Annotated in this window: 17 protein-coding genes; 4 read left to right on the top strand and 13 right to left on the bottom strand. The window is 67.9% G+C overall.

The window, feature by feature from the left end:
- Positions 1–10: 10 nt before the first annotated feature.
- Complete coding sequence (locus tag PO768_RS00350; RefSeq protein ID WP_269841440.1) at positions 11–211, bottom strand: zf-HC2 domain-containing protein; 201 nt, start codon at positions 209–211, stop codon at positions 11–13.
- Positions 208–771, bottom strand: a complete 564-nt coding sequence (locus PO768_RS00345; protein ID WP_272644421.1) for a sigma-70 family RNA polymerase sigma factor — start codon at positions 769–771, stop codon at positions 208–210. The genes PO768_RS00350 and PO768_RS00345 overlap by 4 nt, the downstream gene beginning before the upstream one ends.
- A 133-nt stretch (positions 772–904) precedes the next feature.
- On the opposite strand from PO768_RS00345, the gene PO768_RS00340 reads away from it, so the two are divergent.
- The 4 genes from PO768_RS00340 to PO768_RS00325 are packed head-to-tail and all read left to right on the top strand — an operon-like array spanning position 905 to position 3,309.
- Entirely contained in the window at positions 905–1,183 is a 279-nt protein-coding gene (locus PO768_RS00340; protein ID WP_272644420.1) for a BufA1 family periplasmic bufferin-type metallophore, read from the top strand.
- A 19-nt stretch (positions 1,184–1,202) separates the two neighbouring features.
- Positions 1,203–2,072: a DUF692 domain-containing protein gene (locus tag PO768_RS00335; protein WP_272644419.1), complete on the top strand. Its 870-nt coding sequence runs from the start codon at positions 1,203–1,205 to the stop codon at positions 2,070–2,072.
- Complete coding sequence (locus tag PO768_RS00330) at positions 2,069–2,833, top strand: HvfC/BufC family peptide modification chaperone (protein WP_272644418.1); 765 nt, start codon at positions 2,069–2,071, stop codon at positions 2,831–2,833. Before PO768_RS00335 ends, PO768_RS00330 begins: the two co-directional genes overlap by 4 nt.
- A complete protein-coding gene (locus PO768_RS00325; protein WP_336297735.1) occupies positions 2,833–3,309 on the top strand; it encodes a DoxX family protein in 477 nt (158 codons plus the stop codon). Before PO768_RS00330 ends, PO768_RS00325 begins: the two co-directional genes overlap by 1 nt.
- Before the next feature lie 9 nt (positions 3,310–3,318).
- Here PO768_RS00325 and tolA read toward each other — a convergent pair whose 3' ends face one another.
- The 11 genes from tolA to PO768_RS00270 form a co-directional block, all read right to left on the bottom strand.
- Positions 3,319–4,221: a cell envelope integrity protein TolA gene (gene tolA, locus PO768_RS00320; RefSeq protein WP_272644417.1), complete on the bottom strand. Its 903-nt coding sequence runs from the start codon at positions 4,219–4,221 to the stop codon at positions 3,319–3,321.
- Positions 4,222–4,234: 13 nt separating this feature from the next.
- Positions 4,235–4,669, bottom strand: coding sequence for a protein TolR (gene tolR, locus PO768_RS00315; protein ID WP_137943494.1), 435 nt, complete (start codon positions 4,667–4,669; stop codon positions 4,235–4,237).
- An 83-nt stretch (positions 4,670–4,752) separates the two neighbouring features.
- Entirely contained in the window at positions 4,753–5,448 is a 696-nt protein-coding gene (gene tolQ / locus PO768_RS00310; protein ID WP_272644416.1) for a protein TolQ, read from the bottom strand.
- Positions 5,445–5,855, bottom strand: coding sequence for a tol-pal system-associated acyl-CoA thioesterase (gene ybgC / locus PO768_RS00305; RefSeq protein WP_272644415.1), 411 nt, complete (start codon positions 5,853–5,855; stop codon positions 5,445–5,447). Before ybgC ends, tolQ begins: the two co-directional genes overlap by 4 nt.
- On the bottom strand, positions 5,855–7,051 hold the full coding sequence (locus tag PO768_RS00300) for a pyridoxal phosphate-dependent aminotransferase (protein ID WP_272644414.1): 1,197 nt from the start codon (positions 7,049–7,051) through the stop codon (positions 5,855–5,857). The genes ybgC and PO768_RS00300 overlap by 1 nt, the downstream gene beginning before the upstream one ends.
- 18 nt (positions 7,052–7,069) lie before the next feature.
- Entirely contained in the window at positions 7,070–7,567 is a 498-nt protein-coding gene (nusB, locus tag PO768_RS00295) for a transcription antitermination factor NusB (protein ID WP_137943491.1), read from the bottom strand.
- Positions 7,567–8,031: a 6,7-dimethyl-8-ribityllumazine synthase gene (gene ribH / locus PO768_RS00290; protein WP_272644413.1), complete on the bottom strand. Its 465-nt coding sequence runs from the start codon at positions 8,029–8,031 to the stop codon at positions 7,567–7,569. Before ribH ends, nusB begins: the two co-directional genes overlap by 1 nt.
- Positions 8,032–8,053: 22 nt before the next feature.
- Entirely contained in the window at positions 8,054–9,145 is a 1,092-nt protein-coding gene (ribBA, locus tag PO768_RS00285) for a bifunctional 3,4-dihydroxy-2-butanone-4-phosphate synthase/GTP cyclohydrolase II (protein WP_272644412.1), read from the bottom strand.
- 48 nt (positions 9,146–9,193) lie between these two features.
- The gene (gene ribD / locus PO768_RS00280) at positions 9,194–10,309 is read right to left on the bottom strand and encodes a bifunctional diaminohydroxyphosphoribosylaminopyrimidine deaminase/5-amino-6-(5-phosphoribosylamino)uracil reductase RibD (RefSeq protein WP_272644411.1); all 1,116 of its coding nucleotides are present in this window, start codon (positions 10,307–10,309) and stop codon (positions 9,194–9,196) included.
- A 44-nt stretch (positions 10,310–10,353) separates the two neighbouring features.
- The gene (locus tag PO768_RS00275) at positions 10,354–11,568 is read right to left on the bottom strand and encodes a type IV pilus modification PilV family protein (protein WP_272644410.1); all 1,215 of its coding nucleotides are present in this window, start codon (positions 11,566–11,568) and stop codon (positions 10,354–10,356) included.
- Positions 11,565–12,884 carry a pilus assembly PilX family protein gene (locus PO768_RS00270; RefSeq protein ID WP_272644409.1) on the bottom strand — a complete coding sequence of 440 codons (1,320 nt, stop codon included), beginning with the start codon at positions 12,882–12,884 and terminating at the stop codon, positions 11,565–11,567. Before PO768_RS00270 ends, PO768_RS00275 begins: the two co-directional genes overlap by 4 nt.

Genomic DNA, 12,884 nt, shown 5'->3' with positions numbered 1-12,884 from the left:
CCGGGGCCGCTCACTCCGACTCCGAATAGGCCCGCCAGCGCTTGCTGGCGCTGCGCATCAGGGCTACTTGGTCGGCAAATCGCGGGCAGGCCTTGCAGACCAGCATATGCAGGCGCACGGCCAGACGTTCGCGCAGCGGCAGCGCGCGGTCCTCGGCCTGCAGCACGAGATGGGTGACCTGTTTGCAGGAGCGGCGCAGCAGCATGATCATCGGGCGGGCGCCGACGGGCCCGCGAACCAGTTGAGTTGAAGGCAATCACGCAGCCGCAGCCGGGCGCGGTGCAGCATGACCCAGAGATTGGTCGGCGTGATGGCCAAAGCCTTACAGATCTCGTCGCTGTCCAGCTCCAGCCACTCCCTCATCATGAACAGGCGGCCCTGCTGGCCGGGCAGCAGCTCGACGCAGGCCTCCAGCACCTTCATGAATTCGAGCTGGCGCAGCGCCTGCTCGGGGTCGCCCCAGTCCTGCGGGGCTTCGCGCCAGTGGCCGTCGGGGTGGAAGAGCTCGTCGTCGAGATCGGTGCCGTCCTCGGCGGTGGTCGACATCTCGCGGCAGTTGCGGCGGATCTGATCGATCAGCTTGTGCTTGAGGATGCCGACCAGCCAGGTCTTGAGCTGCGACTGGCCGGCGAAAGCCTGCGGTTTCTCCAGTGCCGCGAGCACGGTCTCGGACACCGCGTCCTCGGCCCAGGCCGCATTACGCAGCTGCAGCCGCGCGTACTTCAGCAGCTGTGGACGCAGCGCTTCGATGGCCTTGGCGTAGTCGCTCATCAACAGGGCTCGGAAATTTCGATGGGCGCAGTGTAAGGACTTGGCCGGCACTTGCGACACACAGGTGTCCAACGCATGATGCGTCGGCCTCGATCTCAACAGGCACTTTTTCTCTCAATCCAGGAGCAACACCATGAAGACATCCCAGCTCGTTTCGTCCGCGCTCGCCGCCGCCCTCGCTATGGGCGCGGTCGGCCAGGCCGTGGCCCAGGACAAGGCCGCCAAGGAAAAATGCTATGGCGTGGCCAAGGCCGGCCAGAACGACTGCGCCAATCTCAGCGGCACCCACTCCTGTGCTGGCCAGTCCAAGGCCGACAACGCGCCCGATGAATGGAAGTATGTGGCCAAGGGCGAGTGCAAGGCGATGAAGGGCATGACGGCCGAGGAAGCCAAGGCCAAGGCGAAGAAGTAAGCGACAAAACCCGACCCCCATGCGTGAAGCTCCTGCCTCTTCAAACGTCGGTATCGGCTGGCGCCAGCCGCACTACCAGGCGCTGATGCAGCAGCGGCCCGATCTGGGCTTTCTGCAGCTGCACTCGGAGAACTTCTTCGCGCCCGGGGGGGCGGCGCGCCAGGTCTTGCTGCGGGCACGCGAGCATTACGAGATCAGCCTGCACGGCGTCGGGCTTTCGCTGGGCTCGGCGGCCGGGCTCGACCCCTGGCATCTGGATCAGCTGGCCCGCCTGGTCGAGGCAGTGCAGCCGCTGCGCGTCTCCGACCATGCGAGCTTTGCCCGTGTGCCCGGCATGGACGCCGGGCCGGTGCTGCATGCCAATGACCTGCTGCCGATCGCCTTCAGCGAAAGCAGCCTGGACATCATGGTGGCCAATGTGCAGACGGTGCAGGAGCGGCTGCGCCGTCCGTTGCTGGTCGAGAACCTCAGCGCCTACTTGGCCTGGGAGGATGACCGGATCGCCGAGCCCGAGTTCTTCAATGCGCTGGTGCGGCGCAGCGGCTGCGGCCTGCTGCTGGATGTCAACAATCTGGTGGTCAATGCGCTGAACCGGGGCGCCGATGACGAGGCGGCGGTGCGCGCGGCCTGCGCCTGGATCGATGCCCTGGACCCGGGCGTGGTCGGCGAGATCCATCTGGCCGGCTATGCGCGGCTGGACGGTATCGTCATCGACGACCATGGCAGCCGGGTTCATGCACCGGTGTGGCAGGTCTACCGCCATGCGCTGCGGCGCCTGGGCGCCGTGCCCAGCCTGATCGAGTGGGACACCGACCTGCCCGAGCTTGCCGTGCTGCTGGACGAAGCCGCTCTGATGCAGGACTGCCTGCGCGCAGCGGCAGTGCGATGAGCCGCGCGGCCGAGTTGCGCCGCCAGCAGGCCCTGCTGCGGGCGCTGCTGCAAACACCTCCTCCCGCAGCGCCGCCGCCCGGGGCCCGGGCCCTGGGCACCGTATCACTGCCCCGGGGCCTGCAAGCCTATCGCGGCCATGCCAAGGCGCTGGCCGCCCAGACCCTGGCCGCGGTGTTCGGCCGCCTGCAGCAGGCGCTCGGCGAGACCGAATTCGCCGCGATGGCCTGGGCCTTCTGGCGCGCCTGCCCGCCGCAGCGGGGCGATCTGGGCTGCTGGGGTCAGGCCTTGCCCGAGTTCCTGCGTGATCAGCCCGGCATGCCGGCCTGGCTGCCCGATCTGGCGCGGCTGGAATGGGCCGCTCATCAGGCCGAGCGGGCCTTGGACGCTGAACTCGATGCCGGCTCGCTGCAACTGCTCGCCGAGCAGGAAACGGACCGGCTTTGCCTGCGGCTGCGGCCCGGCTTGCAGCTGCTGTCGCTGCTCGGTTCGGCGGCGGCGCGGTGGCCGCTGGACCTGGCCGGCAGCGCTGACGAACACCTCATCGTGCTGGTGTGGCGGCAGGGCTGGCGGGCCGAGGCCCGTGTGCTCGATGCCGATCAAGCGATGTTCATGCAGGGGCTGCTGCAGGGCCAATGCCTGCAACAGACCCTCGATCAAACCCTGTCCGCCCATGCCGGCTTCGACTTCGCCGCCTGGCTGCAGGCCGCCCTGTCCGAGGCCTGGTTGCAGGCGGTCATCCCTTTCTCGGAGCCCTCATGATGAGCATTCCTGCTTTGCTGCTGCGCGCGGCCAGTGATCCCGGCCTGGAGCGCCCGCAGGCCATGGCCGCGCCGCTGGCCGCGCTGACCCACCATCTGCGTTCGCTGGCGCTGCTGGCCGCACGGCTCTATGTGGCCCAGGTCTTCTTCCTGTCCGGCCTGACCAAGATCCGCGACTGGTCGACGACGCTCTTGCTGTTCGAGGACGAGTACCGCGTGCCCCTGCTGTCGCCCGAGCTGGCGGCCTGGCTCGGCACCGGGGGCGAGTTGCTGCTGCCGGTGCTGCTGGTGCTGGGCCTGGGCGGGCGCTTTGCCGCGCTGGGGCTGAGCGTGGTCAATATCGTTGCTGTGCTGAGCCTCAGCGAGATTGCGCCAGCGGCACTGCTGGGCCACCAGTTGTGGGGTGCGCTGCTCCTGATAGTGCTCTTGTGGGGAGCGGGGCGCTGGTCGCTGGACGCGCTGATGAATCGCCCTTGATCCGGCGATTCAGTCCTTAGGCTGGAAGCTGATCACCAGCACCGAGGGCACGCGGCCGTCGACATCGCGCGGCAGCATCTCGGTCTTGTCGATCGCGCGCAGCACGGCCTTGTCCCATTCGGCATCGCCGCTGGACTTCAGCAGCTTGCGGCCGATGATGTGGCCATCGGCGGCGGCGCGCACCTCGACCTCGGCGACCGGATTGCCGGCGCCGGATTCGCTGTAGATGATGTTGGGCCGGATGCGCGCCTTGATGCGGCCGCCATAGCTCGGCGACGGGCCGGCGCTCTGCAGCGCCGTGCCGGTGGCCTGCGGGCCACCGCTGGCGCCGGCCATGCCCTGGATGCGGCGCAGGTTTTCCTGGCGCTGCGCCTCGGCACGTTTTTCCGCCAGGGCCTCTGCCTTCTTGCTGTCCTGGCGTGCCTTGTCGTCCTTGAGCTTTTGCTCCTTGGCCTGCTGCTCCTTCAGGGTCTTGGCATCCTTGGCCGCCTTGTCCTTCTGTTCCTGCAGCTCGCGCAGCTTTTGCTTGCGCTGTTCTTCCAGCTCGGCCAGGCGCTTGGCTTCCAGCTCTTCGCGCTTCTTCTCCCGCGCCTTGGCAATCGCGATCTCGGCATCGCGCTGGGCCTGCAGATCGGGAGGCGGGGGCTCGGGTTTGGCTGGCGCGGGCTTGACGACCGGCTCGGGCTCGGGCGGCGGGGCCTCCTCGCGCGGCGCTGCTGCCACCGGCACAGCGGCCCACAGCTCGGCCTCGAAGGCCGGCTCGGTCTTGGAGCGCCATTGCACGCCGGCGGTCAGCGCGATGATCAGCAGGCCATGGGCCAGCAGGGCCAGCGCGAAGCCGCGGCCCAGGCCGGCCGAGGGCGGCGGGCGGCTCGCGTCGAAGCCGGTGGGCGCGAAGGTGCTGCTGCTCATGCGGGACGCTGTCTCAGTTGCTGGCTGCGCCGCTCTTGACGGCCAGGCCGACCTTCTGGATGCCGGCGCTTTGCAGCACATCCATCACCTTGACGACGGCCTCGTACTTGACGGCCTTGTCGGCCGAGATCACGACCGGGCTGTTCTCCTTGCCGGCCTGGGCCTGCTTGACGCGCTCGGCCAGACGGTTGAGAACGAGGTCCTGCGGCTCGTCCTTGTCGATCTTGAGCTTGAGCTTCTCGTCGGCGCCGACGATCACATGGATCACCTGATCGGGTTGCTGACGGCTCTTGCCGACGCTGGGCAGATCCACGAGACCGGTCGTGATCAGCGGCGCGCTGACCATGAAGATGATCAGCAGCACCAGCATCACGTCGATGAAGGGCACCATATTGATCTCGTTGATGGTGCGGCGGCGCGAGCCGCTGCGGGAGCTGATGGCGGCCATCTCAGTGTCCGCCCGGCCGTCCGAAGGACACTGAGTGCCCCCTCGGGGGGCAGTGAGCGAAGCGAGCGTGGGGGTGTTTCATCTCAATCGGCCCCGTGATGGCCGGCGGGCGCACCGGCATTGCGCTGCAGGATGTTGGAGAACTCTTCGATGAAGGTCTCCAAGGTGATCGCGCTGCGGTCGATCTGGCGGGCGAATCGGTTGTAGGCCAGCACCGCCGGGATGGCGGCGAACAGGCCGATCGCGGTGGCGACCAGGGCCTCGGCAATGCCCGGCGCCACGGTGGCCAGCGTCACCTGCTGCAGGTTCGACAGGCCCACGAAGGCATGCATGATGCCCCAGATGGTGCCGAACAGGCCGATATAGGGCGAGACCGAGCCGACCGAGGCGAGGAAGGACAGATGGCTTTCCATCGCGTCGAGTTCGCGCTGGTAGCTCGCGCGCATTGCGCGGCGCGCGCCGTCGAGCAGGGCGGTCGGTTCGGCGACACGGCGTTCGCGCAGCTTCAGGAACTCGCGCATGCCGGCCGCGAAGATGCGCTCCAGCGGCGCGCCGCCCTGACGGCCATTGACGCTGTTGTAGAGCTCGTTGAGGTTCTTGCCGGACCAGAACTCGGCCTCGAAGCCCTCGTTGCCGGCCTTGATGCGCGAGAGCGCGAAGAACTTGTTGAAGATCACGCTCCAGCTGGCCAGCGACATCGCCAGCAGGCCGACGATCACCAGCTGCACGGGCAGGCTGGCGTGCATGATCAGGGCAACAATGGACAGGTCTTGATTCATGGTGGGTTCAGGGAATCCAGCGCTTGTTGGATGGAGGCCGGGATGCGGCTCGGTTTGAAATCTCGGGCGCCGACGCAGCCGATGCGGATCTCGCCCTCGGCCAGCAGCTCATCACCGCGCCGGGCCTGCTGATAAAGCGTCATGCTGACACGGCCACGCTCGCGCAAGGCCACCGAGACATGTAAAAAATCGTCCAGCCGCGCCGGGCTCAGATAGCGCAGCGAGGTGGCGCTGACGATGAACATCACGCCTTCTTCGTGGCGCATGCGCTCCTGCTCGAAGCCCAGCGCACGCAGCCACTCGGTGCGGGCGCGTTCGAAGAACTTCAGATAGTTGGCATAGAACACCACGCCGCCGGCATCGGTGTCCTCCCAGTAGACCCGCAGCCCGTGCTCGAAATCGCTCATCATGCTTTCAAGACTTGGGCCAGCCGGGCGACGGCCTGCTGCAGATCGTCGAGGCTGCTGGCAAAGGACAGCCGCACCCAGCGCTCGGCGCCGAGCTTGCCGAAGTCGCGGCCCGGGGTCAGGGCCACATGGGCTTGGGCCATCATCTCGAAGCAGAAGTCCCAGCTGCTGTCGGAGAAGGCCGAGCAGTCCATCCAGACATAGAAGGCGCCATCGGGCAGCACCGGCACCTTGAAGCCGAGTTGCTGCAGGGCCGGCACGATGAAATCGCGACGGGCGCGGAACTCGGCGCGGCGGCGCTCGAACTCGGCGATCACGGCCGGCTCGAAGCAGGCCAGCGCCGCATGCTGGGCCACACTGGAGGCGCAGATGAAGAGGTTTTGCGCCAGCTTCTCGATCGGCGCCACCAGGGCCGGTGGCAGCACCAGCCAGCCCAGGCGCCAGCCGGTCATGCCGAAGTACTTCGAGAAGCTGTTGACCGAGATCACATCATCGCCCTGATCCCCACACCAAGCCAGCACGCTGTGGCCAAAGCGCTCCTCATAGCTGAGGCCCAGATAGATCTCGTCGACGATGCTGATGCCGCCGCGTGCGCGCACCGCCTGCACGATGGCCTGCATTTCCTCGGGTTCTATCGAGGTGCCGGTCGGGTTGCTGGGCGAGGCCAGCAGCACGCCGCGGGTGTGCGCGGTCCAGGCCTTCTCGATCTGCGCGGCACTGAGCTGGAAGCGCTGCTCGGGACCGGCGGCCAGCAGCACGGCTTCGGCATCTGCGGCCGCGACGAAATGGCGGTTGCAGGGGTAGCAGGGGTCGGGCATCAGCACCTGGTCGCCGCGCTCGAACAGGGCCAGGCAGGCCAGCTGCAGCGCGGCCGAGGCGCCGGCGGTGATGACGATGCGCTCGGGCGCGATGTCCAGCGCGAAGCGCTCGCGGTACCAGCGGCTCAGTGCCTCACGCAGCGCCGGCAGGCCGGTGGCCGGCGTGTACTGGGTGCGGCCGCCCTCGACACAGGCGCTCGCTGCGGCCTGCACGGCCGGCGGCGCGGTGAAGTCGGGCTCGCCGATGTTCAGATAGATCATCGGCCGGCCGCCCCGGGCCGGGTCGCAGGCCGGGCTGCGCGCGATCTCGGCAGCGGCCTTGGCGCATTCCATCACGTAGAAAGGCTCGATATGGTCGAGCCGACCGGCCAGCTTCATGGGCGCGTCAAGCCGGGTTCAGCGGCCGCCGCGACCGGCCTGCACCTCGGTGGGCCGCAGATCGCCGGCGGCGCGGTCCAGCACGCCGTTCACATACTTGTGGCCGTCGGTGCCGCCAAAGGACTTGGCCAGTTCGACCGCCTCATTGATCGCCACCTTGTAGGGGATGTCGACGCAGTGCTTGAGCTCGTAGGCACCGATCATCAGCACGCCATGCTCGATCGGCGACAGCTCGGTGGTCTTGCGGTCCACATGCCTGGCCAGCACGCCGTCCAGATCGGCGGCCTCCTGGATGCAGCCGTGCAGCAGGGCCTCGAAATGCGGCTTGTCGAGCTTGCCGAAACCGTCCTGCTCGCGCAGATGGGCCTCGATCACCGCGCCGTCCTCACCGGACACCAGCCATTGGTAGAGGCCTTGCAGCGCAGCCTCGCGCGAGCGGCGGCGGGCCGACTTGGCGGGCGCCTTCTTCTTCACCGCAGCAGTGGTGACCGTCGGGGTCTTTTTGTCGTCGGACATCAGCGCAGTGCTTCCATCAAATTGGCCATCTCGACCGCAACGCGGGCGGCATCGCTGCCTTTTTCTTCGGCGCGGACCCAGGCCTGGGCCTCGTTCTCGACCGTCAATATGGCATTGGCCACCGGCACCTGGTAGTCCAGCGAGACCCGGGTCACGCCGGCGCCGCTCTCGTTGGCGACCAGCTCGAAGTGGTAGGTTTCACCGCGGATGATGCAGCCGATGGCGATCAGCGCGTCATAGTCCTCGCTCTCGGCCATCGCATGCAGGGCCACCGGCACCTCCAGCGCACCCGGCACCGTGACGTGGCGGATATGGTCCTCGGCCACGCCCAGGGCCAGCAACTCGGCCACACAGGTCTGCGCGAGCTTGGTGGTGATGGCGTCGTTGAAGCGGGCCTGCACCAGGCCGATGCGCAGATCGTGGCCGTCAAGCGAGGCCGCCTGGCCTTTGTCGGATGCTTGCATCTGGTTCTTCTTTCTCTTGTTGTTATGTGTTGGGGCCGACGAAGCTGGTCACTTCCAGCCCGTAGCCGGTCATGCTGGGCATGCGGCGCGGGCTGCCGAGCAGCTTCATCTTGTGGATGCCGAGCTCGCGCAGGATTTGCGCGCCGACGCCATAGGTGCGCAGGTCCATCATGCGGCGCGGCGGCGTGCTGGGGGCGTCCTGCAGGCGCTGCAGCAGGGCCTCGCTGTCCTCGCCGCAGTTCAGCAGCACGGCCACGCCCTGGCCACTGCGCTGGATCTCGGCCAGCGCGGCGGGCAGGGGCCAGGAGTGGCTGCAGGGGCCGGCCTCCAGCAGGTCCAGCACCGACAAGGGCTCGTGCACGCGCACCAGCACCTCGTCGTCGGGCGTCCAGCCACCATGGGCCAGGGCCATGTGCACGGCGCCGGTACGGTCGCTGAACACATGGCAGGCGAACTCGCCCTGCGCGGTCTGCAACCGGCGCTCGGTGACGCGCTGCACCAGCGACTCATTGCGGATGCGGTACTCGATCAGGTCGGCGATGGTGCCGATCTTCAGGCCATGCTCCTGGGCGAACAGCTCCAGGTCGGGCAGGCGCGCCATCGTGCCGTCGTCCTTCATGATCTCGCAGATCACCGCGCTGGGGCTCAGGCCGGCCATCTGCGACAGATCGCAGCCAGCCTCGGTATGGCCGGCGCGCATCAGCACGCCGCCGTCCTGGGCCTGCAGCGGGAAGATATGGCCGGGCTGGACCAGGTCTTCGGCCACGGCATGGCGGGCCACGGCGGCCTGCACGGTGCGAGCCCGATCGGCGGCCGAGATGCCGGTGGTGACACCGGTGGCGGCCTCGATCGAGACGGTGAAGGCCGTGCCGTGCTTGGTGCCGTTGCGGGTGGCCATAGGCGGCAGCTGCAGACGTTCGCAGCGCTCCTTGGTCAGGGTCAGGCAGATCAGGCCACGGCCAAACTTGGCCATAAAGTTGATCGCCTCGGGGCTCACATGGTCGGCCGCCAACACGAGGTCGCCCTCGTTTTCGCGGTCTTCTTCATCGACCAGAATGACCATACGGCCGGCCGCCAGCTCGGCGACCAGCTCGGGAACAGGAGATATCGGCATGGCCGGCATTGTAGGCGGGCGGGGCAGGGTTTTGCCCGAGTCGGGGCTCTACAGGATTTTGGGGCGGGCCAGCAGGCGCAGGTCGGGGCCGATCTGGGAGATCCCGCGCCATTCCAGCTGTAGCGCCTGCTCCAGGCTGGCCAGCGGGCCGAAGGCGGCGATCTCACGACCCTGGCCCAGCAGCTTGGGCGCCAGATAGATCAGGAACTCATCGACCAGGCCGGCCCGGACCAGCGAGCCATTGAGCTTGTGGCCGGCCTCGATATGCAGTTCGTTGATGCCGCGCTTGCCCAGATCATCGAGCAGCGCCGTCAGATCGACCTTGCCCTGGGAATCAGGCATGAAGACGATCTCGGCCCCGGCCGCCCGCAAGGCCGCTTCACGCTTGTCATGGGCCTGGGCCGCGTAGATCAGCACCGGGCCGGGTGGCGGCAGCAGACGCGCCGCCGGCGAGATTTCCAGCCTTGAGTCGACCACCACGCGCAGCGGCTGCAGCGCGGTCTCGACCAGGCGCACATCGAGCCGCGGGTCGTCATCGCGCACCGTGCCGATGCCGGTCAGCAGCGCATTGGCACGGCGCCGCCAGGCGTGGCCGTCGCGGCGCGCCGCCTCGCCGGTGATCCATTGGCTCTGGCCATCGGGCAAGGCGGTGCGACCGTCCAGCGAAGCCGCGGCCTTCAGTCGCACGAAGGGCCGGCCTCGCTGCATGCGCGAGAAGAAGCCGATATTGAGCTCGCGCGAGGCCTCGGCCAGCAGGCCGGACTCGGTCGCGATGCCGGCGGCCTGTAGCCGGGCCATGCCCTGACCCGCCACCAGCGGATTCGGGTCGCCGATGGCCGCCACCACCCGCTTCAGCCCGGCGGCGATCAAGGCATCGCAGCAGGGTGGCGTGCGGCCGTGGTGGGAGCAGGGCTCCAGCGTCACATAGGCGGTGGCGCCGCGCAGATCGGCGCCGCGCGCCTGCGCGTCGCGCAGCGCCATCACCTCGGCATGGGCCTGGCCGGCGGCCTGGGTATGGCCGCTGCCCAGCACCCGGCCCTCGGCATCGGTGATGACGCAGCCGACACGCGGATTGGGGTCGCTCAGGCCGATGGCCTGCTCGGCCAGGACCAGGGCATGGCGCATGGCCGATTCGTCGCTGCGGTGAGGGGCGGTGCTGTGCATGGCGGCAGTCTAGCCGGCCAGGGTCCCGGTGTTCATCCCGGAGCTCAGAGCTTCTCCTGGTGCACGACGGTCTTGCTGTCGTAGAACAGGCCATCGGCCGGGCTGGGCAAGCGCCCCGCCGGGCAGGACTGACTGCCGGCGACGACCAGGAAATTCTGCCGGGTCAGCGAGCCATTGACGTCGACATAGTCCAGCGGGTGTTCGACATTGCTGATCGTCTCGTCGCCGTTGTAGTCGGCGCTGTAGCGGCAGATGCGGTAGCCGGCATGGCCGAGTGCGATGCCGTTCAGGATCAGCCGGCCGGTCCATGCGCCACCGTCGAGATTGGGGTAGACCGCGCAGTAGTAGCCGACGCCCTCGGGCATCTCGACGGGCCCGCTCAGCGGGGCATTGCTGAAGCAGTCGTGCGGCGGCGGGGCGGGCGGCTTGCTGGTGCCGGCCGTGATGATGGCCAGGCTCAGCGGCAGGGCGGGGCTGAGCGCCAGTTCGGAGTTGGCGGTGGCGCCGGTCGAAAAGCGCACCGCACCGCTGAGCAGATAGCTGTTCGAGACCGTGCTGCAGTAGGCCGCAACGTCTTCCAGCGTGATCTGGTCCGTGCCGACCCCGTGGTCCGGCAATTGGCACCGCTTGACGATGCGGCCGGTCAGGTTGTCGAACACCCAGGCCACGCCGCTGCTGGTGGCCGGCGGCTTGAAGACGCTGTGGCCATCGCCCAGGTCCTTGGCCGTTGGCGGTATCGTCAGGTGACGGCCCAAAGGGCGGCGGCTTGGGTCGCCCTCGGGGGCGATGGCCAGCGAGCCGCTGAGCCGTGGATCGGCCGGCGTGATGAAGCTGCCCATGATCACTTGCTGCATCGCGCCCGCGCGATCCTCCCAGCTCACCGTGACCTGCACCGACAGCGGCTCGCCGGGACGCTGGGCCAGCACCCGGTTCAGGGTGAAGCTCGCATTGCTTTCGGGGTCGCCCGCGCCGACGCGCTTGAGATCCGCGATCTGCGCGAACGCGCGCACATGTTCCGCCGCATCCGCTGGAAGCACCAGCTCGGAGAAGGACCGGATGGTTTCGAGGTCTTGCTGAGCCAGGCGCACCGCCTCGCTGCGCTGCTTGGCCAGATCGGCGCTGCGCCGCATATTGCCCTGCAGCCCGACCAGGGCCAGCATGCCGAATGACATGATCAGCAAGGCCACCAGGGCTTCGATCAGGGTCACGCCCGCCTGAGCATCAGCGAGTCGACCGATGGGGCGTGGGCTGCGCTTCATTCCGTGCCATCCGACCAACTGCCCGGCACGCGGACAAAGCTGCCGCGCCGGTTGCTCAGCGTGTTGATCAGGTCCGCGTGATAGACGATATCGGCCGTGCCGCTGGCGACCAGGTCGCCGTCGCTGAGCAAGGCGCCGGTCAGCACGGCCGGCTGGGCCCCGACGGTGTTGTTCCAGGAGGTGTTGCCGCGGGCATAGATCAGTCCGTTCAGCAGCATCGGACCATCCAGGGTCAGGGCACCGTTGACTACCAGCAAGAAGGGGTCCGTCGCGGTGCCCAGCGTGATATTGCTGCGGATCTCGGCCGGACCCTCGACCCAGAGCATGCGCCGACCGCTGGCATAAGCCTCCTGCAACTGGGCGCTGCAATCGTCCGCACAGATCAGCTCCCGCATCGCCGGTTGCTGGCGGTAAGTCATCGGTGACATGCCAAAAAACAGCTGGAACATATCGACCGGCTTGCCATCGCGGCTTCGCAGCGTCTCGTCACCACTGACCAGCGCATCGCGCGCCGGCGTGCCCGGCACGCTGCTGAGCCGGCTGGTGCTGCCCAGGTAGCTCAGCCCGGCCTGCATCAGCAAGCCGCTGAGCGCCGGATCGGTGTTGTGCAGGCCCAGCCCGATGGCGCCCAGGTCGACCGCGCCGCGCACCGTCAGCGGGCTGGCGGGCGGCACTTTCAAGGCGCTGACCAGGGCCGCATCAAAAATGAGCACGGTCTTGGCCAGATCGGCCCGGGCGGCAAAGGCCTGGCGGTTGCAGTTCTTGATGATGTCGGTGCAGCTGATCACCTCCACGTTCACGACACCGGCGCGGTCGCGGGGCCGAAAGCGCACCGCGAACATCGGCTGCAAGCGATTGGCGGCGGCCAGCGCCGGCGACACCAGCACGCCGTCGACCGGGCATTGGTAGGACCAGCCCGCGGCCTCGGTGCTGATGCCGGCGGCCACATAGGGGTCGCCGGATGCAGGATTGAGCGGGTTGAAGTTGGCGTCCTTGTCTTCGTCGGTGCTGATGGCGCGATCGGCGCCGATGTTCAGATAGCGCTCGCGGAAACTCGTGCCGATCGCACCGCTGTTCTTGCAACTGGCATCGATGAAAACGCCGTTCAGCGCGTTCAGCACCCATTCTCCGCCGGCTTCGGCGGTTTCCAGCGCGAGGCCGGCCCGGTAGTAGTTGCTGGCGATGCGCTGCTCGAACACCAGATTGCGGTTGGCGAAGGCCGCCATCATCGCCATGATGAAGAACAGCACCATCACGACCACCAGAGTGGCGGCGCCTTGTTGACCAAACGCGCGCTGAGCGGCGGTGCCGCGCAT

This window comes from Paucibacter sp. XJ19-41, from assembly GCF_028462495.1.
Taxonomy (GTDB): domain Bacteria; phylum Pseudomonadota; class Gammaproteobacteria; order Burkholderiales; family Burkholderiaceae_C; genus Roseateles_E.
Note: the sequence above shows the minus strand (reverse complement) of the source record. Positions and strands in the feature narration are given on the sequence as shown.

Coding starts and splice junctions, on each gene's coding strand:
- PO768_RS00270 (WP_272644409.1), bottom strand. CDS start 12,884: ATGCGCGGCACCGCCGCTCAGCGCGCGTTTGGTCAACAAGGCGCCGCC.
- PO768_RS00330 (WP_272644418.1), top strand. CDS start 2,069: ATGAGCCGCGCGGCCGAGTTGCGCCGCCAGCAGGCCCTGCTGCGGGCG.
- PO768_RS00345 (WP_272644421.1), bottom strand. CDS start 771: ATGAGCGACTACGCCAAGGCCATCGAAGCGCTGCGTCCACAGCTGCTG.
- ribD (WP_272644411.1), bottom strand. CDS start 10,309: ATGCACAGCACCGCCCCTCACCGCAGCGACGAATCGGCCATGCGCCAT.
- PO768_RS00335 (WP_272644419.1), top strand. CDS start 1,203: ATGCGTGAAGCTCCTGCCTCTTCAAACGTCGGTATCGGCTGGCGCCAG.
- nusB (WP_137943491.1), bottom strand. CDS start 7,567: ATGTCCGACGACAAAAAGACCCCGACGGTCACCACTGCTGCGGTGAAG.
- tolR (WP_137943494.1), bottom strand. CDS start 4,669: ATGGCCGCCATCAGCTCCCGCAGCGGCTCGCGCCGCCGCACCATCAAC.
- PO768_RS00300 (WP_272644414.1), bottom strand. CDS start 7,051: ATGAAGCTGGCCGGTCGGCTCGACCATATCGAGCCTTTCTACGTGATG.
- tolQ (WP_272644416.1), bottom strand. CDS start 5,448: ATGAATCAAGACCTGTCCATTGTTGCCCTGATCATGCACGCCAGCCTG.
- PO768_RS00350 (WP_269841440.1), bottom strand. CDS start 211: ATGATCATGCTGCTGCGCCGCTCCTGCAAACAGGTCACCCATCTCGTG.
- PO768_RS00275 (WP_272644410.1), bottom strand. CDS start 11,568: ATGAAGCGCAGCCCACGCCCCATCGGTCGACTCGCTGATGCTCAGGCG.
- ribH (WP_272644413.1), bottom strand. CDS start 8,031: ATGCAAGCATCCGACAAAGGCCAGGCGGCCTCGCTTGACGGCCACGAT.
- ribBA (WP_272644412.1), bottom strand. CDS start 9,145: ATGCCGATATCTCCTGTTCCCGAGCTGGTCGCCGAGCTGGCGGCCGGC.
- ybgC (WP_272644415.1), bottom strand. CDS start 5,855: ATGAGCGATTTCGAGCACGGGCTGCGGGTCTACTGGGAGGACACCGAT.
- PO768_RS00340 (WP_272644420.1), top strand. CDS start 905: ATGAAGACATCCCAGCTCGTTTCGTCCGCGCTCGCCGCCGCCCTCGCT.
- tolA (WP_272644417.1), bottom strand. CDS start 4,221: ATGAGCAGCAGCACCTTCGCGCCCACCGGCTTCGACGCGAGCCGCCCG.
- PO768_RS00325 (WP_336297735.1), top strand. CDS start 2,833: ATGAGCATTCCTGCTTTGCTGCTGCGCGCGGCCAGTGATCCCGGCCTG.